We start from the raw sequence: 25,386 nt of genomic DNA, 5'->3' as shown, positions 1-25,386 counted from the left end.
ATGTCGCACTGGACCGGGCACCACAGCCGTCTGGCCCGCGATCTCAAGAACCGGTTCGGCAGCGCGGCCTATGCCGCCGAAGAGCTGATCGCCTTATCTGGACAGTCTGCACCGCTCGCCACCTTGCAGTAAGCTCGCGGTGATGGACGCCCACGGTAGGCAGTTATCAGGCTGGCCGTAGCGCTGACCAAAGAGCTGGCGAAGGCCAGTCTGATAGCTGCCGGGCCGCAAGGCGCGACGGTGCGAAGGTCAGTTTCCGGGAGGGGGTCCGGGGGAGGGTTTCGCGCTGATGACGATCATTTCCGTATGCGAGCGGCGTAACGCCAAGGGGCCCGACGCGAATGTGCCGCTGATCCTGCGGGACGATGCGCTATATGATTCCGATCTCGATCGCTTCTTTCTCGACCTGCCTCTGTCGGGCATCCGCTCCCGCCACTCGCTTCGCGCCTACGCCTATGATGTCGCGGTTTGGCTTCGCTTCCTCGATGCCTGCGGTAAGACGGTGTGGGCTGCGACCCGCGACGATGTCGACGCCTATCATCGTGAGCGACGCCGCAACGAGACCGATCACCGGATCACGGCGGCAAGCTGGAACAGGGCCGTCGCCAGCCTCGATCGTCTCTACCGCTGGGGCGAGCAACAGGGGCTGATCGTCGAGGCACCGTTCAGCCGCCGCGCTGTGTGGCGACCGGCGCAGGGTGGCCGTCGAGGCCTGATCGCGGCGCGCAACGACGCCTATGAGCGCGTCGCCAGACGATCGGACGTGCGGTTTGTCACGATGGACGACTACCGCATTTTCCACGAGGTTGGCCTGCGCGGCCTCGCCCCTGACGGCACGGAACGCCCCGGTGCTCGCGATCGCAACGGGCTGCGCAATGCGCTGTTCGCCGATCTTCTCGTCACCACTGGCCTACGTCTCGAAGAGGCGTCGGGCCTGCTCGCCGATGAACTTGCGGCCATCGACCACGACGATGGTCAGGCGGCGCAGCTTTGGATGCGCCTGCCGCCGCCGCTCACCAAGGGCGACCGCGGACGCAGCGTCCTGGTCCCGCGCCGGCTGCTTCGTCAGATTGCCGCCTATGTCGCCGTCGAGCGGGCTACGGGCGTGGCCAAGTTCGCCGCGCGCGATGGCGTGGCCAGATTCGAGCGACCGATCCCTGTCACCCGCGCCGGTTTCGACCGCATGCGCGACGTCTGCACCCCGGAGGAACGATGCCGCCTGATCCTGTGCGACGAGGATGGAACGCCCCGCGAGCCGGCGGCGCTATGGCTGACTGAGGTCGGGCAACCTATCCGCCCCAACTCGTGGGAGGTGATCTTCACCCGCGCCTGCAACCGGTGTGCGGAGAACGGCTTTTCGCTGTCGATCAGCCCGCACCAGCTTCGCCACACCTTCGCAGTCCATATGCTCGCCTTGCTGATCCAGCAGCGACTGCGCGAGGCCGTGTTGCCGGCGGGTCCGGTGGAGAGCTATCGGCTGATCCTGGGCGACCCGCAGCAACAGGTGCAACGCCTTCTCGGCCACGCGAGCCTCGCCACCACCTATATCTACCTCGACCATATCGTGACCCGCGCCGATACGGTGGATGCGGCCGTCGAGCAGCTGCTGGCGCTGTTGCCGGGACCGCGGGGCGCATGAACGAGCGTCCCCGCAAGGGCCGACCCGTCGCCTTCGCGCCCATCACGCCGGAGCGCCCGCAGCCCGATCCGGTGCTCGGCCTCAAGTTCGCCATCGAGGCAAGGCATGGCGGGACGGTCCTGGTCGATATGACCGCGCTCGATCCTCGCCCGCTCACCATCGCCTTTGCCGGTGCGCTACGCCGGTCGGCCGCGCTCGGGGGATCGATCGGTGCGGCCAGCGTCATCAAGCAGTATGTTCAGGTCTATCGTCACTTCTTCGCCTGGCTCGGCGATGAGGCGCCGAAGGTGGCCGGCGTCAGCGACCTGCGCGCAGCCCATATCGATGGCTTCGCATCCGCGCTCGGACGGCGTGGGATGAGGCCGATCCACCGGCACATAACGGTCAGCAAGGTCATCAACACACTGCGCGCGATCGAGGCAGACCGGCCCGATCGGATCGCGCCCGACCTGCATGAGCGGCTGCGCTATACGCTGGCCACTTCGGCGGGCCGCTCGACCCCGCGCGATGCTTACAGCCCGTTTGTCGCCCGCGCGCTGCGCGACGCCGCGAGGGTTGATATCGACGCGATGTTTCGTCGTCTCGGCACCGATGACCGCATCGATGAGGGCGACCCGGTCATCGCCAGGGCGCGCGCCGATGTCGAAGCGATCATCGCGCGGCAGGGCTTTGTTGCCGCAGACCAGCCCGCGCTGAAGAGCCTCTATTGCATGCGATTGCGGCGCGGATTGCCGATCAGCACGCTGATCGATGACCTGCATGGCCGGCGCCATCTGCTCGCGCGCGATCTGCCAGCGCTGCTCGTGCTGCTCACACTCGATACCGGTCTCGAGCCCGAGTGCCTGAAGACGCTGACCGAGGACTGTCTGACCAACGCCCATGCCGGCACGGTGGAGCTGCGCTATCTGAAGCGCCGCGCTCGCGGCGCCGAGCACAAGAGCATGCGCGTCCGCGACGGTGGCGGCGGGACGCCCGGTGGGCTGATCCGCCGCCTGATCGGCGTCACTGCGGCCGCCCGCGAGCACCTGCCCGGCGATTATCTTTGGGTTTATCACAACGTCGGCGGCCTTCGTGCCGGTATCATTGACCTCAAGTATCAACTCCCCGCTTGGGCTCGCCGCCACGGCATCGTCGACGATGACGAGAAGCCACTCCATCTGCTACTTTCCCGGCTCCGCAAGACCCACAAGGCGTTGTGGTACACCAAGACCGAAGGGCATTTGGCCCGCTTTGCGGTCGGCCACTCCCGCGAGGTCGCGGCGCGCCACTATGCCGATCTGCCGTCGCTCCGGCCCCTGCACGAGGCGGCCATCGCCGATGCCTTTCGCGAAGCCGTCGCCGCCGCGATGCCGACCGTTCTTGCGCCCACGGCCGAGCAGGCGCTGCGCGAAGCGCCCGAACAGGCCGCGCTGCTGATGCCGCCGGATACGGTGGGGCCGTTGCTTGACGGCGAACAGGATGTCTGGCTCGCCGCCTGCGCGGGCTTCCATAGTAGCCCCTTCGCTGAGGCCGGATCACCCTGCGCGCAGCCCTTCTGGGGTTGCCTCAACTGCTCCAACGCCGTCATCACCGCGCGCAAGCTCCCCGCGATCCTCGCCTTCCTAGCGTTCGTCGGAGAGCAGCGACGGAGCCTGCCGCCGAGCGACTGGGCGGCCAAGTTCGGTCGCGTCCACGCCCGCATTGCCACCCAGATCCTGCCGGCCTTCTCCGATGCCATTGTCGCAGAGGCGCGTCGGCAGATGGAGGGCGAGCGGCTCTATCTGCCGCCGGAGGCTCGTGCATGATGACGCCCGCCCATGCTCGCGCACCCGCGTTCGATGATAGGCCCGTGCTGGCGACCGCGCCGCTCAAGGCGGGCCAGGCCCGCGAAGCGCTGTCGCGTGTCGGCGACCCGAGCTGGGACCTCGGTCCCGCCGTCTTCCGCGAGAACGCCCGGCGCTGCCATGTCACCGTGCATTTCGACGTGCTCGAACACGCCGATGTGCAGGCGGCGATGCGTGCCTATCTTTATGTGCGCCTCAACGTCGATCTTCCCGGCTTCCGTTCCAAGTTGCCGCCGGCGAGTATCCGGCAGGCATTCAACCGCGCACGCCGGTTCTTCGCCTTCGCGCGTGAACGGCTCGGACGGCTCGACCTTGGCCGCGTCGATCAGGCTTTGGCCGATGCCTATGCCCGGCACCTTCGTGCCGATCCGGCCCGACAACCCGTCATCGTTGGCCATCTTCTCGAAGTGGTCTGCGATCTCTATCACTATCGGGAGCACCTGTCTGGTGGCGGCATCGGTTTCGAGCCCTGGGCCGGGCAATCGCCCGGACGCGTCGCGGGATACCGGCATGCGCGCGAGAACCTCACGCCGCGCATGCCAGAGGAAGTCATTACCCCGCTGCTAGCCTGGTCATTGCGCTACATCACCGTGTTCGCGCCCGATATCTTTGCAGCCCGTCGCGAGCTTGAACGGCTCGAAGCACGTCGTGATCGCCTTGTCGCCGCCGATTCCAACCTTTCAGAGACTGATCGCCAGCAACTTCGCCGCGCCCGGCTCAAAGCCTTTTTCGATCGCCTCCGTCGCGAGGGGCGCGGATTGCCGATCTGGGGCACCGCTCACAACGGCAAGGTGCGGATCGATTCCCACACCGGCACAGTTACCCCACCGATAAACGCCCACCTTCTTCATCTTCATGCCGGAATCGATGTGCGGGGGCAGCGGCACGCGCATCTCATGCTGACTGGCGGCGAGCCGAAGCTGATCGGAGCCGCGGCAGCCGAACTGGGGGTGGAGGTCGGCGGGATGGATACGCCGATTTCGATCGATCCCGAGAGCGGGCGGCCATGGCGCCCCCGCTTCGATGCGAAGTCTCTCGCGCACGAAGAACGGATGCTCCAGGCCGCCGCCTATATAGTGTGTGCCTATCTGACTGGCATGCGCGACTGCGAGGTGCAGGCGATGCAGCGCGGTTGCCTGTCGGTCGTGCGCAGCGAGGATGGCCTGATCGAGCGGCATCGCATCCGATCGACCATCTACAAGCGTCGGTCGACCATGGGGGAGGCGGCGAGCTGGGTGACGATTGAGCCGGTCGCAGACGCGGTCGCAGTACTCGAACGCCTGTCGGCAAGACCGGCACGCTCCAGTGGCAGCGATACGCTCTGGCCGGTGCTACGCCCAAGCAGCGTCACCAAGACGCATCTGTCGAGCGAGGTGGTCCGCCAGCTCAACGCCTTCCGTGATCATCTCAACGCCGCCTTCAGCAGTCCCGATGTGCCTGTCATCCCGCCCGGGCCCAATGGCGAGCCGTGGCGCATCACGACGCGGCAGTTTCGGCGCACTATCGCGTGGCATATCGCCAACCGTCCGTTCGGCACTGTTGCCGGCATGATCCAGTATAAGCACGCCTCGGTCGCCGCTTTCGAGGGCTATGCCGGGACCAGCGCATCGGGGTTCCGCGCCGAGGTCGAGGCGCAGCGTCGGCTCGGCCAGCTCGACGACCTGCTGGACTATTTCGACCGGAGGCAGGGCGGCGCATTGCTTGGCGGTCCGGCGGGACCGCGCATCGCGCGGACACTCGACGATACGGCTGTTCAGCTCGGGCCGTTGCCTGCCATGATCGCCGATCGGTCCCGGCTACGGGTCATGCTAGCTAGCGTTGCGCGCACCCTCCATGTCGGTCCGCTCGCGGATTGCTTCTTCGATCCCGCGACAGCACTCTGTCTCAAGCGTGTGACCACCCCCGATCCCAGGCAGCCGCTCACCGCCCTGTGCGAGCCGACCCGCTGCCCCAACGCCTGCATCACCGTCCACCACAGGCTGGCATGGGAGCGCGGCGCTGGCGAGGCGCGGACGTTGCTGCGCGAGAAGCGCCTGTCTGGATTGCAGCGTATTGCTCTTGAACAGGATCTTCGCCGGATCAAGGCCGTGCTGGCCCAGATTGCGCCCGATGGCGCGTTGCCGCCGGAGTCGGCGGCAGAGGAAGAGGGGGCTCGGATCGAGTGAGGGAGTGAAGGAGCGGGAGAGCCCCGCTTCGCCCATCATGGAGATCCGCCATGTTCCGCTCTTCCGCATCGGCCGCGCGCGCCGACGTCTACGTCCGCATAACCGAGGAGATCATCGCCGCGATCGAACATGGTCCGGGAGATTGGCGCGCTCCCTGGCACCACAACGGCACCAGCATTGCGCGTCCGTCCAACCTGGGCTCGGGCAAAAGGTACCGTGGCATCAACACGGTCGCGCTCTGGGTTGCGGCTATGAACGGTGGCTATGCCGATGGCTTGTGGGGCACCTATCGGCAGTGGGCAGCAGTCGGCGCTCAGGTCCGCAAGGGCGAGCGGGCGACGACTGTCGTGTTCTGGAAGCAGTTCGAGTCCGACGGCGGCGACGCGCTTGAAGATGACGGAAGCGGCCGCAAGAGGATGTTCGCGCGAGCCTTTTCGGTTTTCAACGTCGCGCAGGTCGACGGGTTCGCGCCGGCCCCGGTAGCAACGCTGCCCGAAGCCGATCGCCATGCTCACGCCGAGGATTTCATCACCAACTTGGGCATTGCCACGACCTTTGAAGGATCGGAGGCGTACTATCGGCCCTCAACCGACAGCGTCCACATGCCACCCTTTGACTGTTTCAGGGACCCGGCTTCGTTTTACGGGGTCTGGCTGCACGAGACCGGCCATGCGTCAGGGGCCAAGCATCGACTCGATCGCGATCTGTCTGGCCGGTTCGGATCGGCGTCCTATGCGGCAGAGGAATGCTGCGTCGAGATTCTGAGCGGGCTGATCCTCGCCGATCTCGGCATCGCCCATCATCCACGCCCCGACCATGCCGCGTACATCGCATCCTGGCTCAAGGTGTTGAAAGACGATCCGCGCGCGATCTTCACCGCCGCGAGCAAAGCCCAGCAGGCAGCGGACTGGATGTGGATACAGCAGCCTCAGGCGCAGGAGCTGGCCGCATGAAAGTGCTCCTTCGAAACGCCGAAACGTCACTTTGGGCTGGACTGTCAGGATATGTTGCCGAGCTGTCGAGCGCGATACTTGGGGCCGAGCTTGGCCTTCCGGTGGCGCATCTCGACAGTCATGCCAGCTACATCGAGCACTGGCTCAAATTGCTGAAGGACGACGACCGCGCGATCCTGACCGCAGCGGCGCGGGCCGAGGAAGCGGCCAGTCTGCTGCTGAAGCTTGGCGGTCGCACCACCTTCGCTGGCGACAGCGACGACAGCGACGACAGCAGCGATGCGCTCGGCGACGACACCGCCGACGCGCAGGCCGCATGAGGGGAGTGGTGCGATGGGACGTTCTGTCAGCTACCCCGCAGGGGCCGTTGTCGCATTCCAAGTGCTCGACATCGACGATGACGGCGACTGGGACTTCGAACTCGAATGGCTGCGCGATGACCTTGTCGAACGCGCGAGGGCCGCGTTTCCGTCGCTGGAGCCCCAGCAAGGTTGGCGCGGCCGCGAGGACCGTATCCTCCTGCGCAATGCCTATGCGGATTTCGGGATGTCGATCTACGGCAGTCTCGTCGCCGTGTGGATGGCCGAGCGCGAGGATGGACGTTACTGGGAGAATGATTGGCGGCATCCCCGAACCGGGCGGGCCCGCCGCTGGCTGGCGCAGATTGCGCCGCGCTTTGATGCGCTGTTCGGTGACTACGACTGCCTCGGTCACATGTCGAACGGGGAGGGCGTCTACCGCAAACGGGCGGCCTAAGTCCGCCGGGTTGCACAGCCATGCCTTCGATCGACGGGGCGATGCGCGCTTGAGGCTGATGCCTTGGTCTTCGTCTGCAACAAGCCGGCAAGCACCCCAGCGATGAGCTCTCTGTCAGCCCATCTGAGTATGTCGAAGTTTGCTATGATCATGCCCTGCTGCCGCGGCGAGAGAGGCCCTGGGCCGGTCGCCTCGCCCTGCAACCCGCCTTCGTCAGGCCCGTGTTGGCGCGCCTGCAGCGCGCCTGCCCGCGCCAGCCTGCCGAAGGGGGTTTCCGCCCCTTTTGGGGCGTGCAGTGCGAGCCTTGACCGGCCCTGACGGGCTCTCGCCGGCAGCAGGGCCATGATCCTCCTCGCCGGTCTCGCAACTGTCAGGAGGTTCCCATGCACACATCTTTCGCCGACCAGCTTTCCGGGCTCGATCTATCCGGCTTCTCGATTGGCCCTGCGCCGCTTTCCATGACCGACTTTCCGTCGAACGAAGCGGCTTCCCAAACGCTCGAGGCGGTCTGGTCCGACGTCTTTGCGATGGTGACCGGCACCGCGCTCGAGGCCGATGCCGAGGACCTCGGTTGGGCCTTCGTCAACATCTTCCACCGCGCCGCAGAGCGCAAGTCCGGCGCTCTGGACCGGGCGACCGACGAGGTCCGCGCGCTCGTGGCGAGCGGCGATGGCTCCGAAGTCCACACCCATGATCTTGAAAACCAGGTTGAGCGCGCACAGTGCGCCGAGCAGGCCATGCTGGCCTTCGAAGGCATGCGCGAGATTGCCGCTGCCCTCTATCTCAACGAGTTCGGCTCGTCCTGGAAGCCAGTATCGAGTTCGCGGTTCAACCACGGGGCAAGCTTTACCTCTGCGCTGGTTCAGGGCCGCGATTTCCTGCGCGCCCGCGCCGAGGCAAAGCGCCGCGCGGCGATGCCCGAGGGCATGCCTGTCGTGTTCGCGGGTGGGCGCATGAAGCCCGGCACTGAAGCCGAAGGGCTCACGTTTGCGAACAACATCTGGGCCACGCTCGACAAGGTTCGGGACAGGGTTCCCGACATGGTCCTCGTCCATGGCGGCGACACCAAGGGCGTCGACCGCCTCGCGTCCTCATGGGCCGAACGGCATAAGGTCCCGCAGGTGGTCTTCGCGCTCGACTTGCGGCTCGGGAGCCGCGCGGGGTTCCATCGCAACGAGCGCATGCTCAGTCTTGATCCGCGCTACGTTGTCGCGTTCCCCGGCAACGGCGTTCTCGAACGCCTCGTGATCGACGCCAAGGCGCGCCGGGTTACCGTGGTCGACCGGCGCGGGCCGCTGGGTACGTGCCCCAAAGCGCCAGCCAACGGAGGGCCGGGCTGACCGATCTTCCATATTGCCAGCGTCCTCATGGGCGCTGGCAATCTGCGCTTGCCGACGTGCGTCTAAAGGCCGATCTTTGGCCATAGTTTCAGTCGGAGTTCGCGCCGTGAGCGATCCCATCCAGCCGGCCGCCTTTGTATCGAAGGAAGGGCATATCATATTGTCCAATGCGATCTGCGACGCGTTGGGGTGGGTACCTGGAACGCGCCTCACGATCGAATATGCGCGCGGCGGCCTTCTCCTCAAACAGACGTTTGCCTTTGCTCCCTCCGCTATCGATACCCTGTTCGGCTCCTTGCGCCATGTGGGGCCCGCATTGTCGGTCGAGGATATGCATGCGGCGATAGTTCGCGAAGCAGCTGATCGCTCGGACGATTGATGCCCAGGCGGGCCGACCTCCTCTCAGCCCGATGTTCCGGCCGACCAATTCATGCTGCCTTGAAATCCCTCAAGGAGAGGGCCGCCCAGCCGATCGTTGGTTGCCCTAATGCTGAAATGGCAACTACCGGAAGGGCCATTGAAATGACCGGCAGCCCCGCAAGGCAGTGATCACGTTCTGTAATAGGTCCGATGTCTGTAGCGGGTGCCGGATGCATGTCCGAGGCATTCGGCTAGGTCCGACGGGGGGCAAGTTCGAGAACAAGCACAGCCGCGTAATGCCACGAAATGGCGGGACACCTGATCGGCTTAAGCCCGGGGCCATCCGGCTCTTCGCGAACCCCTCCCTGAAGGCGCCGTCAGCCCCTCGCAACCCCGATCCGGTCCGGCCGTGTTGCCCGGCTTCGCAACGGGCTGCCCGCTCCACCCGTCCTGATCGAGGTTCCCCTCCCGTCGCCCTTGGCGCCGTCCTGTGCGAACGTCTGCCGCCCCCTTCTGACGGTCAGTTCGCAGCCGGGATGGCCCCGGACCTGCGCGTTCAGGAGAAAACCCATGACCAATCTCGTTATCCTCGTCGGCCGCATCGCCCGCGATCCCGAAACCCGCACCACCACCGGCGGAACCAGCATCACCAGCCTCTCGGTCGTCACCGACCGGCCCGCCCGCAAGGACGGGAAGACCTACAAGGACGAGAACGGCTACACCGCGAAGGACAGCGAGTTCCACCGGATCACCTGCTTCAATGGCCTAGGCCAGAACGTGGCCAAGTTCTGCAGCAAGGGCCAGCTGGTCACGGTCGAAGGGCGCATCCACTACACCCAGTGGGAAGACCAGGACGGCACCAAGCGCTACGGCTGCGAGATCATCGCCGACAAGGTCGATTTCTTGACCAAGGGCCGCGGGACCTCCGGCGAAAGCGCTCCCGACATCGACGAGGATTGAACCCCTCACCCCTCTCGAACAAGGCCCCGGCAGAGCAACCTGTCGGGGCCTTCTTTGTGTTTGGGCAGCAATCGGCGGCGCGGGGGCATCGAGCCCCGCGCGCCGCCGCAGGAACGATGTTTATGCCCGCGAAATCCGCTTCAGGGTCTCATCGAGCCCAAGCTTCTGGACAGACACCATGAGCCGCCGGAGTTGTGACGGCTCGATGGCTTCAGCGCCGCAGTCGAGCATGACCTTGCCAAGCTCGGCAGCCGCGCTTTCACGCAACCTGGCTTCTTCGGCAGCGAGTTCCTCGCGCTGACGTTGCACTTTCATGAGCGCATCGCGTGCGCTCGCTTTGGACCTGGCCATCATGGTTCCTTTCGTTGGCCATTGGTCCCCTCCGCGGACGTTTCTGCCACCGGGACGGCGTGTAGGAAAACGGTTTGTGGGGCATGCTGCGGTTCGGGCTCGCAGGCGTTGGAGAGGTCTCTCTCGCAGAGACTTCAAGTCTGATGCGTGCTTTGGGGCCGCGTCAAGGACGACGGGGCCCCACCATTTTTGCCGGGCAAGCCCGGAAAAAATCGTTGCCCCCATCGCCGCTTCGCGGCCGCGCGGAGCGCGGTCCCTGACCCGGCCCGTCGCCCACATCCTTCGATCTCCTGATGCGAAGCATCGAAACTCAGGAGGTTAGATATGTACGCTTCATTGAACATCGCGCAGGGCGGTTTCCAGGCCGATCAGGCAGCCTTTGTTGCCGCACTGGATCAGGCCCATGCCCGGTCCTTTCACAGCTACTTCACCCAGTACGTTCTGATCGATGCCAAGGCCGGTTACATCACGGTCGACGAGGGGGATTACGGCGCACTGCCGGCGGGGCTGCTTGACCGGGTCATCGATACGGTGCCCGGCAAGCTCAACGACGAATTCTAATCAGGTACAAGAGGAGGAAGTCCGCACCGGGCTTCCTCCTTTCTTTTTGCTCGACTCCCTTAGCTGCGGTCGCTGACTTGCCCGGCAGTCAGGGACGGGGCAGCTGTCATTCCGTTTCATCCGGAGCGTCCATACCCTCAAGGCGTTCTGGCATGCCGAGCAACTTCAACGCCGCTGCGGAAATGGCTTCGGACTTCGTTGGAAACGCCTCGGCAGAACTGATCGAGACACCGTTTGCAAAGGTCACGGTCGCCTGAAACCCGTTCCCTTTTGGCGTTGCGCTCAATGTGACGCTGGACATAGTCTGGTCCCCTCGCGGTCCCCCATTTGCCGCGCGAATATAGATACTGGCGCAGTTTTTGCCATACCAATATCTTCCGGTTCCGGGCGCAGGATTGCCATCCTTTGATCCGACCGGTATTGGGTCCAAATCCTCCGAAGAGATGCAGGTTCAAGGCTTGGACTCATCCTCCAAAGCTAGGAACGAAGGGGCACACCCTACGCGAGATCTCGCACGGGAAATCAGGAGATATTGTTGCAATATCAATTGGATATGGCAAAAGTGAGCAAATGGCAGCTTTCCATTTAAAAATGGATAGCCGCGAAACAGCCAATCGGATTTGCATGCGCACCTCCAGGAACCTCGCAGTTCTGCGACTTTACGATGTTCTTGACATGTTCTCAAATCTGGGTTAACCCATACTCGCCTTTCGCAGTGTGAATCCAGGCTCCGCAATCAAGGAGTCCGTGGAAATGACACGGCCAAAATCTCTACAGGTTCACGTTTCTGATGACCTTGCTGCGCGCGTGCGTGCAGCTGCCGTGCGCCGCGACCTCAGCCTTAGCGAATGGATCAGATCGCTGCTGATGCGCGCCTGCGACGACGATGATCTCGTCTCGCGCGTCGACACCAAAGTCGAACGAATGGCGCGCCAATCGGTCTTCATCATGGTCGGCGTCGATGCCCTCCTGGCAGGGCATCCGGACAACCGTCTGCGCGAACGCGCCCATCAGGCCTACGCCCGCAAGTGCAAAGAACTGGGACTGGTTGCCGCCACCGACGAGGGAGGTTCCAATGAAGCGTAACCTCGTCAATTTCACCCGCGGCAGCCAGCTTCTTGGCCATTTCAGCTTCATGTTTGCCGCCGGTCTCAAGGGACCGCTCATTGTCGCACTGCTAGTGATTTCTTGGACGACCTGGTGGACGCTTTCAGCCGGGCTCAGCGACCATGAAGTCTATCTGGTCTGGATGCGTGTCTATGGGCAGATCTATGCCTTCATGGAGTTCGATCCAGCCACGGAGGTCGAGCTCAAAACGGCCTTCGGCGGCATGGTCCAGTTCCCCATCCGGTTGCTCGAAACCTTTCCGCCCGTGGTCCGGGCGTGGGACCATATGCTGGGCCTGCTGGGCAATGCTCTCTTGCGCTCGGCTCTGTTGCTCGTACCTGCCTTCGTGGTCTTCTACTGGTTTGCGGCGCGCTTCGGTCGCCGCTCCAAGGAGCGCAAGCATGAGCGCGGCGCAATGCTCGTCACGCTTCCCGAACTGGTCGATGAACTCCATACCCACAATCGGGCGGAGCGGTCCCGCGAATTGTCGGCTGTGCTGGGTTGGAAATGGCGGCTGTGCACCCCCGGCGAACTGGCCAGCGCGTTTCCGTACAAGCCCTCGCATCTGGCTACGGTCTCCTATCCCTGGCGGCTTGAGCAAAGCCACGCGATGCTGATCGGTACGACCGGCATGGGCAAGACGGTCGCCATGTCGGACATGATCGCCGAGGCGCGTGCGCGGCGGCAGCGCATCGTTATCTTCGATCTCACCGGCGCCTTTATCGAGCATTTCTATGACAGCAGCCGCGACGTCATTCTCAATCCGCTCGATGCGCGCTGCCCGAGGTGGAGCCTGTTCGATGAATGCCGGAGCGAAGGCGAATTCTGGGCAGCGGCTGAAGCGCTTGTTCCCCACGACGGGGGAGGCGAGGCGCAGTTCTGGGTCATCGCAGCGCGCGCGCTGTTTGTGGAATTTTGCCTCAAACTGATCGCCGATGGCAACGGCACCAACGAAGCGCTGGCCAAGAAGCTGATGACCGCCGACCTGTCGGAGGTCCATGCCATGATGCGCGGCACGATCGCCGATCCGCTGACCGCGCCGGAAGCCGCACGCATGGCGGAATCGATCCGCGCCGTGTTCAACGTCAACGCCAAGGCCCTCAAGCTGTTGCCAGCGTCGGGCAAGCCGTTTTCTGTCCGGCATTGGATCGAAGACGACGACGATGGAAGGCAAGGCAAAGGCTCGGCCGTGTTCATATCGGCGCGCTATGTGGACATGAGCGTTTGCGCGCAGCTGCTCACGCTGTGGCTCGATACGGCAATGAACACGCTCATGACGAGGCCGCGAACTCGCGACCTGCGGTTCTGGTTCTTCATCGATGAACTCGGCGCGTTGCACCGGCTGCCAGCCCTTGAAAAGGGGCTCCAGACTGCCCGCAATTTTGGCGGTGCGATCGTTACCGGGATCCATGCCTATGCCAAGCTCAAGGAGGTCTATGGCGACAACATGGCGATGACCCTGTCATCGCTCGCCCGGACCAAACTGATCCTCGGCACGGCAGACCGCGAGACCGCGACATGGTGCTCGGACTTCATCGGCCATCGGCAGGTCCGCGACATGGATGAAGGCTACACTTACGGGTACAACAATGCCCGCGATGCGGTCAGCCTGACGCCGCGCAAGCACATCGAACCACTGCTCTTGCCAGACCAGTTGATGAACCTGTCGCGCCTGTCAGGCTACATCAAATTCCCGGATGGCTTCCCGGCGGCCCCGATCAAGCTGAAGCCGGTCACCCGTCCAAAAGTCGCGGAAACTTTCATCGGCCGCGCCAAGGATCCGCCTTTGCGTCGGGTGCCGGTCAAAGCCGATACCGAACGCCCGGCACCAGCCTCGACTGCCACTGACCCCTCCGCTCATCCCGGGTCCAATGATGACGGAGCGGGCAAACCGGTCGTCCCAAAGCAAGGAGAACTTTCGCTCACGCAGCGTGGGCCTGACGACAAATCCGGCTTGCCCGAACGGCAGGAGCCTGTTGCCGGAAAGAGCCTTCCCGAGGAGGCGGACAAGCCACCGGCAGGAACAGCGGGCAAGCAAGCGAAAGCCGCGAAGGCATCGCCGGGCCGGGGACGTGGATCCGTCTCACTCCCCAAAGACGCTGTCCTGCGCGGCGGCGATAAGCCTTCTGAGGATGATCCCGCAAAGGGCAAACACGAAGCGCGCCGGACCGATGCACCTGCCGCCAAGGATCAGGCGAACCTGGTTCAGAAGCCCGACAAATCTGCCGCTCGTCAAAATGTCGCGGACGCCCGCAAGCTCATGATCGAGGACGGCGTGCCCGAGCAGGACACGCCTTCTCACGATGGCCCGGGCTTCGGCGATCTGGAGATGTGACGATGGTTGGCGGCGCCTATCCCTTGCGAGGTGGACCATGCTTTCGGTAGCCAATGTCCGCACCGCAGGCGGCGCCGCCAACTACTTTGCTGCGGACAATTACTACACCCGTGCCGATGCCGAACGATCGGGCGAATGGCTGGGAAAGGGGGCCGAAAAGCTGGGGCTCGTCGGCAAGGTCGATGCCAAGCAGTTCGAAGCGGTGCTCAAGGGTTTGCTCCCCGATGGCAGCAGGGTCGGTAGCGACAACCGTGCTCACCGTGCCGGCACCGATCTTACTTTCTCGATGCCCAAGAGCTGGTCGATCCTCGCGCTCGTAGGCGGCGACAAGCGTATCCTCGATGCCTATGCCGCAGCGGTGAAGGAGACCCTGGTCTGGGCCGAGAAGAACCTCGCCGAAACCCGGATGGAGGTCAAAGGCAAGGAGCGCGTCCTCGCCACAGGGAACCTCGTCATCGGCCTTTTCCAGCACGATACGAACCGCAACCAGGAACCCAATGCGCACTTCCACGCTGTCGTGGCCAATGTCACCCAGGGGCCTGATGGCAAATGGCGCGCGCTGCGCAACGACAAGCTCTGGGAGCACAACACGCTTCTCAATGCGATGACGATGGCGCGATTTCGTCTGTCCGTCGAGAAGCTCGGCTACGAGGTCGGCGAAGTCGGCAAGTACGGCAATTTCGAGGCTGTTGGTGTCCCGAAATCCATACGCGAGGCCTTCAGCACCCGGCGCGCCGAGATCCTCGAGGCGGTCGCACAGATGGATCATCGCGGGCCGCGCGTCACCGACATGGCAACGCTCATGACGCGGGCCGATAAAGCCAAAATCGAAGATCGCAGCGCTCTGACCCAGCAATGGCAAGAAACTGCCTCACGGCTTGGGTTCGACCCAAAGGCCGTCATCGCCAGAGCCAACGGGCGCGCGGCAAACGACCTTGGTAATGTGCCGGGATTTGTCGGCACGGTGCGCGGTCTGGTCGATCAGGGACGCGCGCTTGCTTCTGCTTTTGCTGAACGTCTGGGCCTCCGCCAGGGTGACCCGCTTGTCCCGCGCACCCTGGGTAACCGAAGCGCCGAGCAAGTGGCCGCAGTTCATGCCGCGGCCTCAGCCATCCGGCATTTGGGTGAGCGCGAAGCCGCCTTTTCGCGCACTGAGATTTATCGCACGGCACTCGGGTTTGGACTGCCGACCTCGATGGCCGCGATCGAACAGCGTGTCGATCAATTGCTGCGACAGGGACACCTGGTAAAGGGCAAAGGCGCTGATCGCGACATGGTCACCACCCGCGATGCCATCGGTCTCGAACAACGCATCATTGCCGCGGTTGAAAACGGGCGCGGGGCCGCACCAGCAATCTTGCCTGCACAGGTCGCCGGAGACCGGCTCCAGGCGCTCTCGCAGCTCAAATACGGCATGACCCTGAACCCTGGGCAGGAAGCTGCGGGCCAGCTGCTGCTCGCCTCCAACAACCGGATCGTCGCCATCCAGGGCGTTGCCGGCGCAGGCAAGAGCACCGTTCTGAAGCCGGTCGCCGACATCCTTGCAGAGCAGGGCAGGGCCGTACTTGGTCTCGCGGTCCAGAACACGCTCGTCCAGATGCTGGAGCGCGATACGGGCATTCCCTCGATGACCGTGTCGCGCTTCCTGCGCCAGCACAGCGAACTGCTGGAAGGCGCAAACCCGGCGAAACTTGCCGAGGCACGGATGGCGTTGCACGGCACGGTCGTGCTGCTCGACGAGGCCTCGATGGTCGGCAATGCCGACAAGGAAAAGCTGGTCCGGCTTGCCAACGTCCTTGAACTGGGACGTTTTGCCAGCATCGGTGACAAGAAGCAGCTTGGGGCCGTCGACGCGGGCAAACCATTCGATGTCATGCAGCAGGCCGGCGCCGAAACCGCGATCATGAACGTGAATATACGGGCGCGGGACAAGGCCCTGCGCGATGCACAATTTGCGGCCCAAGGCGGCCATATCGAGGCAGCCTTGCGGCATCTTGGTCCGCAAGTGATCGAAGTTGCCAGCGGCGCTGCGGTCGCGGCGGCTGCCGATTGGCTTGCTCGTTCGCCCGCCGAGCGCGAGAACACTTCGATCTATGCGTCGGGCCGAGAGCTGCGCAGCCAGGTCAACGAAGCGGTGCAAACGGGTCTCAAGGCCAATGGCGAACTCGGCCCTTCGTCGCTGCGCGTGAGCACGCTGTCCCGGGTGAATGTGACCCGCGAAGAGCTGCGCTATACGCGCACCTATACGTTTGGCATGATTGTGAGCGTTGAGCGACGCCAGCGCGGGCAGGGGCTGCATACGGGGCAATATCGCGTCGCGGAAACCGACCTGGCGCGGGGGCGCGTGACCCTCGAAAACGAGCGAGGTCGCCGCTTCGAATTCCGGCCAGGGCAACTTCGGCCGCAAGGTGAGATGGATCCCCTGCGCTTATTCGACGTGAAGCCGCTCGAGCTTTATGCTGGCGACCGCATTCGCTGGACCGAGACCGATCACAAGCGAGGACTGCTCAATGCCGACCAGGCCAGGATCGTGGCGATCGATGCAAAGCAGGTGACTGTGAAAACCTCGCTCGGCGCCGAGCATCAGTTGCAGCCTGGTGACCCGATGCTCCAGCGCCTCGATCTGGCCTATGCACTCAACGCCCATATGGCGCAGGGGCTCACTTCAGACCGCGGCATCGCGGTCATGGACAGCCGTGAGCGCAACCTCTCGAACCAGCAGACCTTTCTCGTGACGGTCACGCGTCTACGCGATGGGCTGACCCTCTATGTCGACAATGCTGCCAAGCTGGAGGCTGCGGTCGAACGCAATCCAGGCATGAAGCGCTCGGCACTCGAAACCGTCGGTCTGCTCAGGGATGCTGCCGCCACGGGACAGGAGAAAGGGCGGAGCGAGAGCAGGGAAGCCATGCCTGTGCGAGAACCGCCCGAGCTCGATCGCTCGCTTATCAAGCCGTTCGAGATCGGGCTCTGACGCCAATGCCGACACTGATGCGCACTCGAGGTCCGAGCAGACTGGCAGCTCATCTTGACAATATGTTCCATATTTGTTCTCATGTTGTCATGAACCGAATCGCCGATGATATTCTGCTGACCCATCTGGAGGTCGCGCTGGCGATGGCGCCGGAGGTTACTCTGGCCGGGCTGAATGCGGCTGATCCACGCGCCCAGCGCAGCGCACGCGTGGATCTTGCGCAGCATCTGGTCGAGCGGATGCGTGGTTTCGAGATTTCAGGAGAGGCCTACCAGTCTGGCGGCCATCAGTCTTGCCTGTTCCCAGGCGACCTTTCGCCCATCGGTTGAAGGGCCGATATTTGGCTGTGTTGCCTCAGACTTTGAATAGCCGCGAGAGCCGTCATTGCCGCGTCGTTGGCCCAACTTGATCCGAGAGTTCAGTGATCCGGTGTGCAATGGCCTGCCAGGTTTTTATGCCTTCCTCGTCACCGGCCAGCGCGAGCGCGCCGATCTGTTCGGCGACATAGTGCGCAGCCTTGTCGCCTTGCGCCTTCATGACCTGGTTGGCGCAGGCCCAGAGTTCCCAGTCGCTCAGCATTAGCGCAGTGTGCTGATTGCGGCGCCTATGGTCGCATAGAGGCCGTAGGCGACCAGGGCTGCGGTTAGCAGGAATTCGAGGCGCAGTTTGACGCCTCGCGGGCGAGGCTGCCCAGCCGGCCAGATCTGATCGCACACCAGCCCATTGAACCCCGAGCGTTGCCCGATGATTTCGACGCGGGAGCCGATTAGTTTGCGCGCTGAGCGGGTGCTGTCGAGTTCCCACGCACCGCCGCCATCGGTTCGCAGGACCAGTCCGTTGGGGCTCTGCTCGAGCGTGCCCGTAAGATGCTCATCGCTACTCACCGGCAGGCAGGGCCTTGCCAGTAGCGGTCCCAGCGCAGAGCCGTGCCAGTCTTGATCATGGCACAGGACAGATCGGTGCCTGAGGGGAAACGGCACCACGCCGCCGTCCTGCTCCCCCCAGCTGATCCTTCCGACTGACAGGTGAGGCGGGGGCCTGCGACAATGACGTGACCGGTGGGGATGGTTCCGCGAGGTCCGCCGAACAGGCGAACCAATGCATCGCGCGCCTCAATGGCCGAAGCGCGGGGGCAAGGCTGGTTTGAGCGGCAAGTGCCATCCATCTCGCGGGCCGCGATGCCGCCGATGCGGATGTGCGGCCCCTCAGCGCACCAGACCGGTCCATCGCCATCATAGACATGGGTCGGGGTGCAGGTGAAGGTCTGACCCGCAGATACGACTGCGGCTGCGAAGATCAGAAACATAGCGCTGCCCGATCTATTGAAGCTTGCGGCCGAACCAAAGGACGCGGCCGACGATGTTTATCGCTCGTCTCTCAAGGCCGCGCCAGCTGGGATAGGCCGGGTTGTCGCTCAGTACCGAAATCTTCCGTCCCTGAGGTTCGATAGCAACGCGTTTGACGTTGAGCGCATCGTCCATCCGCAGCACATAGATGCCATCGCGAAGCCGCGACTGGCCGTCGCCAAGGTCGACCATGACCTCGTCACCGTCGTTGAGCGTGGGTTCCATCGAATCGCCATTAACATGGATGATCGACAGGCTTGAAGCCTTGCTCGGGGTGAGCTTGCGGAGCCAGGTTTCGTTGAAGCCGAATTGACCGCTCTTGCGTTCCATTTCTGCGAATGCGCCGTGCCCGGCGGAGGCTTCGACGTCGAGAACGGGGATCTGCACCAGTTCGACGACCGGCGCGCTGCGGTGAGGGGGGCCGCCTAGCACGCGCTCTTCCACGCCAAAGAACCGCGCGAGAATGTTGCGATCGCCCTCGTCCAGATAGCGCGGGCTACCCTTGCGGATGTACTGTTGGATATAGGAAACGTTGCGGCCGAGCAGCCGCGATATCCCCGAGTAGGTGCAGCCTTTTCGGGATGAGATGAGCTCGTCGAGAGCCTGTCGTGCTTCGTCCATCACGCTGTCCTGTCACGAATTCTAGGAAAAGTCATCCTAGACTCTAGGTTGCGATCCTAGTAAGAACATAACAGGAACACAAGCACAAAGCGAGTCGAACGTGATGGACCTACTGGAGCAGATCGAGGCCTATCTGGCGCGCAGCCATGTGGCGCCAAGCAGGTTCGGCAGATTGGCCGCAGGCGACCCGCGGCTCGTTGCCGATCTCAAGTCCGGACGGCGATTGCGGCAACGGACCGAAGAGCGCTTGCGCCGTTATCTGACCAAGGCCGCTGCCGAAGTACCATCTGCTGGCGCTGGTCGATCGCCGCGTAACTGAATAGGCGAATTGCATGCAAGCTGGGTGGGCAGGTGATCGACGACCTAATTGCCACATACGATGCGCAGGCTGATGCCCTGCGACGCGACTATCGCTTCGGCGTGGAGTTGGCGAAACTGCCGGGGTAGGTTGCGGGGTGCCGCGTAGTATTGAAGGGGCGAGTGCAATGGACGATATTCGGATCGAAGGGTCGGCGCTGCCACAATCGTGACATCGCGGCACCATCGTCCCATATAGAGCTTTGTGACCCGGTTATGCGTTCATTGACTGGAAACCCTCGTGCGCATATCTTGCTCTCGGAGCATATGAGATGAAGCAAGTTGCCTTTTTTGATTCGGCTGAGCGCCAGCGTGCCAAACAGCATGCTCGTGAGCAGGATGATCGCGACCTGCAGGCCGGATTGATCTCGCCTGAAGCGCTCAACCAGCAGAACGGCTTCTTCTCAGGCATCGACTTCTCGCAGGCCTCGATTCGCCGTCGGCGGCTGGTCGCCTGAGTACCCAACCGCTCGCACCTGAAGCCGTTCTCGACATCGCCTCGCACCTCGCGCTTGAGGATGGTGCCTTCGTGATTGGCGGACAGGCACTCAACCTCTGGGCAGAATATTATTCCGCAGCAGACGAACTGGCTCAGTACCGGCCCTATACGTCCAAGGACATCGACTATTTTGGATATCGCGATGCCGCGCAAAAGCTTGCCGATGCACTGGGTGGCCATGTTCTCGAGCCGACGATGGACGATCAAACCCCACAGACGGCAATTGTCGAGGCCGAAGTTCAGGGGCATCTGCTGAGGATCGACTTTTTGGGCAATGTGCTCGGCGTCAGACCAAAAGCGCTGCAGGCCAAAGTCGTCGAGATCATCGTGCCGTATACAAAGGACGATGTTGCGGGACATCTAGCGATCCCGGTAATGCATCCGCTTCACTGCCTGCAAAGCAGGATCGCCAACCTCGTAGTGCTGAGGCGGCCTGACGCAACAGCTAGACGGCAAGCCGAAGCCGCGCCGGTCGTCCTGCGACAGTATCTCGACCAGGCGCTGCGCGATGGCGACCACCGAGAAGTGACGCGAACACTTCAGGGCCTATTCAATTTCCTTGCGAGGGACACCACCGGGCGAAAGGCGCACCGGGTGGTGGATCGTGACCCTCTGGAGGTGATGAAAGCCTTTGTCGATGATCCGCGGATTGACGAACGCTACCGCGAAAAGATTCTTCAACCTGCTATCGAGAGAATCCGAAAACAACGGACTGCAATAGGACGCATGCTAACTGCTCTCGGCAGAATTCCTCCCTACAGCATATAGAGACGCTGCCACCCTAAGCGCCGCGTTTGATCGGCTTCAGCGCCATCAGTGTCACCGTTTGCTGCCACGGCGATAGTGGTCGCGCTGATCGGCCATTCCTTGTTCTGCGCGCCCGTCCGACGCCAATATGCGAAGCACGCGGATGACATCCCAGCTAATTTCACCAATCTCAGTTGCGATGTCATAGCCGCTGCGGAACTGGTGGTACGACAAAGCTGCGGTAACTGCCTCTTCCAACGCGCTCTCGTATTCGGGTTCCTTATTGTCTTGTGTGAACCGGTCGCACCACAGGATGCGACTGCGCCAGACGATAAAATGACTGCGGCAGCCATCTTCGCGCCAGACCGAGGGGTAGAGCGTTACGCCACCGCGCAACTCCAAATCCCAGGCCTTCCCTGCGCGTGGGTCGAGATTGATCACTAGCGTATCGCCGCAGCCATCAGGGCAAGCGATGACGACCGAGCGTGGACGGCCGCGCACGACGCCGGCAACATCGCCGGCATGTTCGAGCATTGGCTCAGCTTCATCGCGATAAGTGCCAATGCCGCGCCATCGCACTTTACGCGCTATCCCAGTCATACGGTATCTCCGCTTAGATCATCGACCAGTTGGGCGGCGATGCGATAACCCGTCGCGCGACGCCCGCGATCCGCAGCGCAGCCATCCGCCCACTGGCACCGTCGCAGTAACTGAACCGCGACGGCAGTCTGATATTCGCTTGGGCAGCTCTGTATCGCGATGCCGAGCGTCCGAATTTGGCGAACCACGTTTTCGATCCAGCCAAACGGAGTTGCCGGCCGACTTGGGCCTGGCGGATGACGGAATGCGGCCGGTGCATATAGCCGGTCGACTACCGTCTCCCATTCGTCGTCAAAATAGGTGTCCCGTGGCGCATCGGGCGGTAGCTCGAAAGCTAGCCAGGTCTCGAGCGCGGCGAGGTCCGCAGTTAGCGGCCCGGTCGTCACCGAAGCAAGGTCGATGAGGATTGCGCTTGCGCCGCGGACTCGAACATTTTCACCATGCAGGTCGCCGTGGATTGGCGCGGTGCGATAACATTGGTCGAGCTTGGAGAGAAGCGACCAAAGGTCACCGGGCGTTAGTTTAATGCCCTTAACAAGCGCGCGCTCGACATATTGTTGCTTGATCTGCTCAGGGTTCCACAGGCCGGCCTCGCGCATTGCACACGCAACGGCGCCCTTGACCGGATCGCGCGAATAACCCTGATCGCGCCAGCCCCCCAGTGTCTCTTCGAGGAGCGCAGTAATTGCTTGTCCGGCGAAGTCGCGGCGCACCAGTTCCCAAAGGGATTCCGAGCGATCGACGAAATTGCCGACGAGCAAGCCGCGACCGTGGCCGATTACCAAGGTTTCGATATTGGGCCTGAGGCCAAAGGGAATGAAGCGCTCGGCACATTCACGGTAGTTCGCGTGTTCGCGCTCGATCTTGTCGCGACGATCGATCTTGGCGAACGCAGGTTGCGGCCATGCACCTATGTTGGAGACAGCCACGGTCAGATGAACTGCGAACACACGGGCGTCGGAGCGGCCCCCGCCCAGCTCGACTAAGGTAATTGCTCTACAATGGGGGAAAGCCCGCTGGAACAGGATGCGATCTGCAGGCCTCAGATCTTCGCGGTTGCCCGGAACGATGATGTCGAGATCGATCTTGGGTGCCGATCCCGCGTCATGACGTGCGATCGCCTCGGCGAGCGACCAGGTCGGCGGTGCGGTATGGAGTTGAACGCCTGGCGCAGCCGAAAGCTCGGCCAGCCGCTGCTGCGCCCGACCGGTCGCAGCGTCATCGGGAGATACGATGTCGACCCGCAAGCCATGATCAATGAAGGTAGGCGCTGTCTCGGCGATCATATCGAGAAGCGCTGCCTCATGGGTTTCGAGCGAAATGATCACCGCGCGGGCGTCCCTCGTCTCGGCCAGCGGCTTCGCGATGTCACCCTTGCGCACAGCGATGCGGCGGCGGATAAGCTCGTCGTGTTGCTCGGCGTCTGGTTCTGCGCCAAACCATAGGCAATGGTCTCGCGGATCAGCCATGGGCGTCCCCTTCTGGGCGAACTGGCAATGCCCACCTGCCACCTTGCGCAAGAGCTCCGGCTTTCGAGCACACGATGCAGTTGGCGCGCACATTGGCGACGGTCGGTCGGACCTTCCCGGCGATGCCGTCATAGTATTGGAACCGTGCTCCCGCTGGGATCGGGGTGACAGCGCCCAGCATCATGGTGACCGCGAGCGATGCCATGGTGCTGTTGAGCGAGATGACCGCCGGCTGCGGCGCATGGCCGCCGATCACATAAGGGTCGGCGGCACGTTGCTCGGGCGTCAGCATCTCGCGACGGATCTGCTCGCCGTCGAGCGCGCCGGTGCAACTGAGGCAGGGCAAGCTAGGAGCCAGCATTTGGACGCGGCCGGTCAGATGAGTGACCACGCCGTCCTTGACGCTGATGCTCACCCCCATATCGATCGCCGGAACCAGATATTGATAGGCCGCCTGCCCGACCACCGCACGGCTGGCATGGGAATCAGTGCACAGGAAGATGAGATCATGGTCGCTGATGCGGCGGGCGACCCGCGCATCGACGATATCGCCGACCACTGCCTCGACATTGGCACCGGGGCTAATGGCGAGAAACCAGTCGCGCGCGACCTCCGCCTTCGGGCGGCCGATATCGTGAATGGTTGCGCCGACCAGCCGGTTGAGGTTGGTCAATTCAACGAGGTCGTGGTCGATGATTGTCACGTCTCGGGCGCCCAGATAGGCGAGCTGCTGAAGCGTTGCCGCCCCGGTCCCACCGGCGCCGACCACCAGATATTTGAGGCGGTTGAGCGCCTGCTGCCCGTCGGGGCCGAAGGCGCGCAGCTGACGGTCGTGGCGATCTTCGAAACGCGCGCCGTCGCTTCCGCTGAGGCATGTGAGCGCCGCGCCTACATCCCAAACATCAATTGCGCGCCCTTCGCCTAATACCCGCGCAGCAATGCCGTCGGGACCGATCACCATGGCCAGGGCGCAGGCGTCAGGCGCGCGGCGGGCGAGATAGGCCAGGATGTCCCGTTCGCCCGCATCGTCGATGCTCGAGAAGACCGGCGAGCCCTGCGCGAACGGGTGGGTATGGATGAATATCGGGCTTAGCCGGTCACGCCGCGCGCGGTTTGCGACCTCGATTAGCAACTCGGAGCGAAGCGACGCAGCGATGACACTACGATCTGCATAGGCACTTGCCGCGACGGGTTCGACCTCGATGAGCACCCAGGTTCCCGAGCTGCGATCATGATGCGCATAGCCGATCGCGCAGGCCTCCTCGGGGCCGCTCGAAAGCAGGGCTTCGGCGAGCGCATGACAGCTACCCGATATCGTCTTGAGTCCGCTCACAGCGGCTGCGCCAGGCGGTCGAGAATCGTGTTGACCCAGCTCGACAAGGTGTCGCGATTGGCGTCCCAGGGGCTAGCGAGGTGCCAAGAAAACCACAGGCCGTGATCGTAGGTCTCGGGAATAGGGTTCGGCACTTGGGCATTTTGGGGCGTAGCGCCGTTCGCCAGGCGCAGATCGACGTCGGCCCAAAAACAGTCGAGGGCGGCAAAAGGGTAGGCGGGTGGAACGAGGAAGCGCACGGATGTGCGTTCTTGTGACCAACCGAGCGGGAGCGGCACCACCGGGACGATAACCAGGGTGGTGCCGCTGGGCAGGCGACGAAGCTCGACGGCGCTAAAGCGCTCGCCGAGCTCGCCCAACTGACGATCGAGAACCGTCGACATTAGCCGAAGTTCGCCTTGGGAACCGACGAGAAGCGGCGAGCCGGGTTGACGTCGAGATCTACCGGTTCACCGTCGTCGATCTTTCGATCGGGATCGTCACTATGCCCTTCGAGCACGAGATCGTGGTTTGCGTCCCAGTTGGCAACACGCGCCTTGATCTGAAGACCGGTCAGCTTGATCTCTTCGGTCTCGTAGCGCGTCCCGTTGACGAAGAAGTGAAAAAACACAGGCTTCTTGGCCGTGATGAAGTGCTCGACGCCGGTTGCGGCCAGATCGACCGTTTCCCCCGGCTTGATCAGATGGTCCGTGCCTCCGTCGACCTCGAGAAAAACCGCCTCATCTGCCTTGGCGCGAGTCAGGACGCGCAGCGTCTCTTCACTAACGTGCTGAGGTCCCCACTTCACCTCGGCACCCTTGGCGAAGAAGCGGTAGAGCGCGTCGCCGGTGAAGGCCACGAAGCGCTCAGTGCCCTTCTCGCGCAAATCGAACGGCTCATTGAGGCGCACATCCTCGAAGTCGCCCGAAGCGAGGATCGCATACAGGCTGTAATCCTCAGGCGGGGCGTGGTTTGCTGCAGCGAGAATCTGGCGGCCAAGTGGCACGGGATCCTCGATCTGGACAATGCTGAAGGCGGTGCTGTCGAGCGCAACGCTCGCGGCGAACTTCTGCTTGGGGGACATGGGCTCTGAACCTTGTGCTTGCCACGG

General features: G+C 63.2%; 28 protein-coding genes. 17 read left to right on the top strand and 11 right to left on the bottom strand.

Annotated features, from left to right (window positions below):
* From AQZ52_RS18320 to AQZ52_RS17785, 10 genes are all read left to right on the top strand, one after another.
* A partial coding sequence (locus AQZ52_RS18320; RefSeq protein WP_240481778.1) for a zincin-like metallopeptidase domain-containing protein occupies positions 1–132 on the top strand: 132 nt, incomplete at its 5' end.
* A gap of 157 nt (positions 133–289) precedes the next feature.
* Positions 290–1,639, top strand: coding sequence for a tyrosine-type recombinase/integrase (locus AQZ52_RS17830; protein ID WP_067914423.1), 1,350 nt, complete (start codon positions 290–292; stop codon positions 1,637–1,639).
* On the top strand, positions 1,636–3,423 hold the full coding sequence (locus AQZ52_RS17825) for a hypothetical protein (RefSeq protein ID WP_067914420.1): 1,788 nt from the start codon (positions 1,636–1,638) through the stop codon (positions 3,421–3,423). The genes AQZ52_RS17830 and AQZ52_RS17825 overlap by 4 nt, the downstream gene beginning before the upstream one ends.
* A complete protein-coding gene (locus AQZ52_RS17820; RefSeq protein ID WP_067914417.1) occupies positions 3,420–5,627 on the top strand; it encodes an integrase in 2,208 nt (735 codons plus the stop codon). The genes AQZ52_RS17825 and AQZ52_RS17820 overlap by 4 nt, the downstream gene beginning before the upstream one ends.
* A 50-nt stretch (positions 5,628–5,677) precedes the next feature.
* Positions 5,678–6,580, top strand: a complete 903-nt coding sequence (locus AQZ52_RS17815; RefSeq protein WP_067914413.1) for an ArdC family protein — start codon at positions 5,678–5,680, stop codon at positions 6,578–6,580.
* The gene (locus AQZ52_RS17810) at positions 6,577–6,900 is read left to right on the top strand and encodes a zincin-like metallopeptidase domain-containing protein (RefSeq protein ID WP_067914410.1); all 324 of its coding nucleotides are present in this window, start codon (positions 6,577–6,579) and stop codon (positions 6,898–6,900) included. Before AQZ52_RS17815 ends, AQZ52_RS17810 begins: the two co-directional genes overlap by 4 nt.
* A 13-nt stretch (positions 6,901–6,913) precedes the next feature.
* Positions 6,914–7,336: a hypothetical protein gene (locus tag AQZ52_RS17805; protein ID WP_067914407.1), complete on the top strand. Its 423-nt coding sequence runs from the start codon at positions 6,914–6,916 to the stop codon at positions 7,334–7,336.
* A 383-nt stretch (positions 7,337–7,719) separates the two neighbouring features.
* Entirely contained in the window at positions 7,720–8,676 is a 957-nt protein-coding gene (locus tag AQZ52_RS17795; protein ID WP_067914401.1) for a DUF2493 domain-containing protein, read from the top strand.
* Between the two features lie 106 nt (positions 8,677–8,782).
* Positions 8,783–9,055, top strand: a complete 273-nt coding sequence (locus tag AQZ52_RS17790; RefSeq protein ID WP_067914398.1) for a hypothetical protein — start codon at positions 8,783–8,785, stop codon at positions 9,053–9,055.
* Between the two features lie 551 nt (positions 9,056–9,606).
* A complete protein-coding gene (locus AQZ52_RS17785; RefSeq protein ID WP_067914395.1) occupies positions 9,607–9,996 on the top strand; it encodes a single-stranded DNA-binding protein in 390 nt (129 codons plus the stop codon).
* A 120-nt stretch (positions 9,997–10,116) separates the two neighbouring features.
* On the opposite strand, the gene AQZ52_RS17780 is transcribed toward AQZ52_RS17785, so the two are convergent.
* Positions 10,117–10,347, bottom strand: coding sequence for a DUF6437 family protein (locus AQZ52_RS17780; protein WP_067914435.1), 231 nt, complete (start codon positions 10,345–10,347; stop codon positions 10,117–10,119).
* 324 nt (positions 10,348–10,671) lie between these two features.
* On the opposite strand from AQZ52_RS17780, the gene AQZ52_RS17775 reads away from it, so the two are divergent.
* Positions 10,672–10,908 carry a hypothetical protein gene (locus AQZ52_RS17775; protein ID WP_067914392.1) on the top strand — a complete coding sequence of 79 codons (237 nt, stop codon included), beginning with the start codon at positions 10,672–10,674 and terminating at the stop codon, positions 10,906–10,908.
* A gap of 106 nt (positions 10,909–11,014) precedes the next feature.
* Here the strand turns inward: AQZ52_RS17775 and AQZ52_RS18315 are convergent, their stop codons facing one another.
* A complete protein-coding gene (locus AQZ52_RS18315; protein WP_082698262.1) occupies positions 11,015–11,209 on the bottom strand; it encodes a dsRNA-binding motif domain-containing protein in 195 nt (64 codons plus the stop codon).
* 774 nt (positions 11,210–11,983) lie between these two features.
* Here AQZ52_RS18315 and AQZ52_RS17765 point away from each other — a divergent pair.
* The 3 genes from AQZ52_RS17765 to AQZ52_RS17755 all read left to right on the top strand — a co-directional run bounded on the left by AQZ52_RS17765 (position 11,984) and on the right by AQZ52_RS17755 (position 17,653).
* Positions 11,984–14,350: a type IV secretion system DNA-binding domain-containing protein gene (locus AQZ52_RS17765; RefSeq protein ID WP_067914386.1), complete on the top strand. Its 2,367-nt coding sequence runs from the start codon at positions 11,984–11,986 to the stop codon at positions 14,348–14,350.
* Positions 14,351–14,387: 37 nt separating this feature from the next.
* A complete protein-coding gene (gene mobF / locus AQZ52_RS17760; protein WP_067914383.1) occupies positions 14,388–17,324 on the top strand; it encodes a MobF family relaxase in 2,937 nt (978 codons plus the stop codon).
* Positions 17,325–17,413: 89 nt separating this feature from the next.
* On the top strand, positions 17,414–17,653 hold the full coding sequence (locus AQZ52_RS17755; protein WP_067914379.1) for a hypothetical protein: 240 nt from the start codon (positions 17,414–17,416) through the stop codon (positions 17,651–17,653).
* Between the two features lie 52 nt (positions 17,654–17,705).
* On the opposite strand, the gene AQZ52_RS17750 is transcribed toward AQZ52_RS17755, so the two are convergent.
* Genes AQZ52_RS17750 through AQZ52_RS17740 form a run of 4 tightly spaced genes read right to left on the bottom strand, consistent with a single transcriptional unit; the run spans position 17,706 to position 19,291 of the window.
* The gene (locus AQZ52_RS17750) at positions 17,706–17,903 is read right to left on the bottom strand and encodes a DUF6961 family protein (RefSeq protein WP_067914376.1); all 198 of its coding nucleotides are present in this window, start codon (positions 17,901–17,903) and stop codon (positions 17,706–17,708) included.
* Positions 17,903–18,208, bottom strand: coding sequence for a DUF5818 domain-containing protein (locus AQZ52_RS17745; protein ID WP_067914373.1), 306 nt, complete (start codon positions 18,206–18,208; stop codon positions 17,903–17,905). Before AQZ52_RS17745 ends, AQZ52_RS17750 begins: the two co-directional genes overlap by 1 nt.
* Entirely contained in the window at positions 18,205–18,630 is a 426-nt protein-coding gene (locus AQZ52_RS18310) for a thermonuclease family protein (RefSeq protein ID WP_082698261.1), read from the bottom strand. The genes AQZ52_RS17745 and AQZ52_RS18310 overlap by 4 nt, the downstream gene beginning before the upstream one ends.
* A 13-nt stretch (positions 18,631–18,643) precedes the next feature.
* Positions 18,644–19,291 carry a S24 family peptidase gene (locus tag AQZ52_RS17740; RefSeq protein ID WP_067914368.1) on the bottom strand — a complete coding sequence of 216 codons (648 nt, stop codon included), beginning with the start codon at positions 19,289–19,291 and terminating at the stop codon, positions 18,644–18,646.
* Between the two features lie 103 nt (positions 19,292–19,394).
* Here AQZ52_RS17740 and AQZ52_RS18305 point away from each other — a divergent pair, with 103 nt between their 5' ends.
* From AQZ52_RS18305 to AQZ52_RS17725, 3 genes are all read left to right on the top strand, one after another.
* Complete coding sequence (locus tag AQZ52_RS18305) at positions 19,395–19,610, top strand: hypothetical protein (RefSeq protein WP_082698260.1); 216 nt, start codon at positions 19,395–19,397, stop codon at positions 19,608–19,610.
* Between the two features lie 310 nt (positions 19,611–19,920).
* Positions 19,921–20,106 carry a hypothetical protein gene (locus tag AQZ52_RS17730; protein ID WP_067914362.1) on the top strand — a complete coding sequence of 62 codons (186 nt, stop codon included), beginning with the start codon at positions 19,921–19,923 and terminating at the stop codon, positions 20,104–20,106.
* Between the two features lie 71 nt (positions 20,107–20,177).
* Positions 20,178–20,915: a hypothetical protein gene (locus AQZ52_RS17725; protein WP_067914359.1), complete on the top strand. Its 738-nt coding sequence runs from the start codon at positions 20,178–20,180 to the stop codon at positions 20,913–20,915.
* A gap of 51 nt (positions 20,916–20,966) precedes the next feature.
* Here AQZ52_RS17725 and AQZ52_RS17720 read toward each other — a convergent pair whose 3' ends face one another.
* The 5 genes from AQZ52_RS17720 to AQZ52_RS17700 all read right to left on the bottom strand — a co-directional run bounded on the left by AQZ52_RS17720 (position 20,967) and on the right by AQZ52_RS17700 (position 25,359).
* Positions 20,967–21,428: a ubiquitination-like system serine protease family protein gene (locus tag AQZ52_RS17720; RefSeq protein WP_067914356.1), complete on the bottom strand. Its 462-nt coding sequence runs from the start codon at positions 21,426–21,428 to the stop codon at positions 20,967–20,969.
* Positions 21,429–21,490: 62 nt separating this feature from the next.
* Entirely contained in the window at positions 21,491–22,963 is a 1,473-nt protein-coding gene (locus AQZ52_RS17715) for a phosphotransferase (RefSeq protein ID WP_067914353.1), read from the bottom strand.
* The gene (locus AQZ52_RS17710) at positions 22,956–24,296 is read right to left on the bottom strand and encodes a ThiF family adenylyltransferase (protein WP_067914350.1); all 1,341 of its coding nucleotides are present in this window, start codon (positions 24,294–24,296) and stop codon (positions 22,956–22,958) included. The genes AQZ52_RS17715 and AQZ52_RS17710 overlap by 8 nt, the downstream gene beginning before the upstream one ends.
* Positions 24,293–24,679, bottom strand: a complete 387-nt coding sequence (locus AQZ52_RS17705) for an E2/UBC family protein (RefSeq protein WP_067914347.1) — start codon at positions 24,677–24,679, stop codon at positions 24,293–24,295. The genes AQZ52_RS17710 and AQZ52_RS17705 overlap by 4 nt, the downstream gene beginning before the upstream one ends.
* The gene (locus AQZ52_RS17700; protein WP_067914344.1) at positions 24,679–25,359 is read right to left on the bottom strand and encodes a multiubiquitin domain-containing protein; all 681 of its coding nucleotides are present in this window, start codon (positions 25,357–25,359) and stop codon (positions 24,679–24,681) included. The genes AQZ52_RS17705 and AQZ52_RS17700 overlap by 1 nt, the downstream gene beginning before the upstream one ends.
* Positions 25,360–25,386 lie beyond the last annotated feature (27 nt).

Origin of the sequence: Novosphingobium fuchskuhlense (genome assembly GCF_001519075.1) — a bacterium.
Lineage (GTDB): Bacteria > Pseudomonadota > Alphaproteobacteria > Sphingomonadales > Sphingomonadaceae > Novosphingobium > Novosphingobium fuchskuhlense.
This window is presented reverse-complemented; position numbering and strand designations above follow the sequence as displayed.

Coding starts and splice junctions, on each gene's coding strand:
- AQZ52_RS17720 (WP_067914356.1), bottom strand. CDS start 21,428: ATGCTCGAACATGCCGGCGATGTTGCCGGCGTCGTGCGCGGCCGTCCA.
- AQZ52_RS18305 (WP_082698260.1), top strand. CDS start 19,395: ATGGACCTACTGGAGCAGATCGAGGCCTATCTGGCGCGCAGCCATGTG.
- AQZ52_RS17765 (WP_067914386.1), top strand. CDS start 11,984: ATGAAGCGTAACCTCGTCAATTTCACCCGCGGCAGCCAGCTTCTTGGC.
- AQZ52_RS17810 (WP_067914410.1), top strand. CDS start 6,577: ATGAAAGTGCTCCTTCGAAACGCCGAAACGTCACTTTGGGCTGGACTG.
- AQZ52_RS17780 (WP_067914435.1), bottom strand. CDS start 10,347: ATGGCCAGGTCCAAAGCGAGCGCACGCGATGCGCTCATGAAAGTGCAA.
- AQZ52_RS17730 (WP_067914362.1), top strand. CDS start 19,921: ATGAAGCAAGTTGCCTTTTTTGATTCGGCTGAGCGCCAGCGTGCCAAA.
- mobF (WP_067914383.1), top strand. CDS start 14,388: ATGCTTTCGGTAGCCAATGTCCGCACCGCAGGCGGCGCCGCCAACTAC.
- AQZ52_RS17740 (WP_067914368.1), bottom strand. CDS start 19,291: ATGGACGAAGCACGACAGGCTCTCGACGAGCTCATCTCATCCCGAAAA.
- AQZ52_RS17825 (WP_067914420.1), top strand. CDS start 1,636: ATGAACGAGCGTCCCCGCAAGGGCCGACCCGTCGCCTTCGCGCCCATC.
- AQZ52_RS17715 (WP_067914353.1), bottom strand. CDS start 22,963: ATGGCTGATCCGCGAGACCATTGCCTATGGTTTGGCGCAGAACCAGAC.
- AQZ52_RS17795 (WP_067914401.1), top strand. CDS start 7,720: ATGCACACATCTTTCGCCGACCAGCTTTCCGGGCTCGATCTATCCGGC.
- AQZ52_RS17755 (WP_067914379.1), top strand. CDS start 17,414: ATGAACCGAATCGCCGATGATATTCTGCTGACCCATCTGGAGGTCGCG.
- AQZ52_RS17750 (WP_067914376.1), bottom strand. CDS start 17,903: ATGCTGAGCGACTGGGAACTCTGGGCCTGCGCCAACCAGGTCATGAAG.
- AQZ52_RS17815 (WP_067914413.1), top strand. CDS start 5,678: ATGTTCCGCTCTTCCGCATCGGCCGCGCGCGCCGACGTCTACGTCCGC.
- AQZ52_RS17830 (WP_067914423.1), top strand. CDS start 290: ATGACGATCATTTCCGTATGCGAGCGGCGTAACGCCAAGGGGCCCGAC.
- AQZ52_RS17700 (WP_067914344.1), bottom strand. CDS start 25,359: ATGTCCCCCAAGCAGAAGTTCGCCGCGAGCGTTGCGCTCGACAGCACC.
- AQZ52_RS17820 (WP_067914417.1), top strand. CDS start 3,420: ATGATGACGCCCGCCCATGCTCGCGCACCCGCGTTCGATGATAGGCCC.
- AQZ52_RS17805 (WP_067914407.1), top strand. CDS start 6,914: ATGGGACGTTCTGTCAGCTACCCCGCAGGGGCCGTTGTCGCATTCCAA.
- AQZ52_RS17785 (WP_067914395.1), top strand. CDS start 9,607: ATGACCAATCTCGTTATCCTCGTCGGCCGCATCGCCCGCGATCCCGAA.
- AQZ52_RS17705 (WP_067914347.1), bottom strand. CDS start 24,679: ATGTCGACGGTTCTCGATCGTCAGTTGGGCGAGCTCGGCGAGCGCTTT.
- AQZ52_RS18310 (WP_082698261.1), bottom strand. CDS start 18,630: ATGTTTCTGATCTTCGCAGCCGCAGTCGTATCTGCGGGTCAGACCTTC.
- AQZ52_RS17775 (WP_067914392.1), top strand. CDS start 10,672: ATGTACGCTTCATTGAACATCGCGCAGGGCGGTTTCCAGGCCGATCAG.
- AQZ52_RS18315 (WP_082698262.1), bottom strand. CDS start 11,209: ATGTCCAGCGTCACATTGAGCGCAACGCCAAAAGGGAACGGGTTTCAG.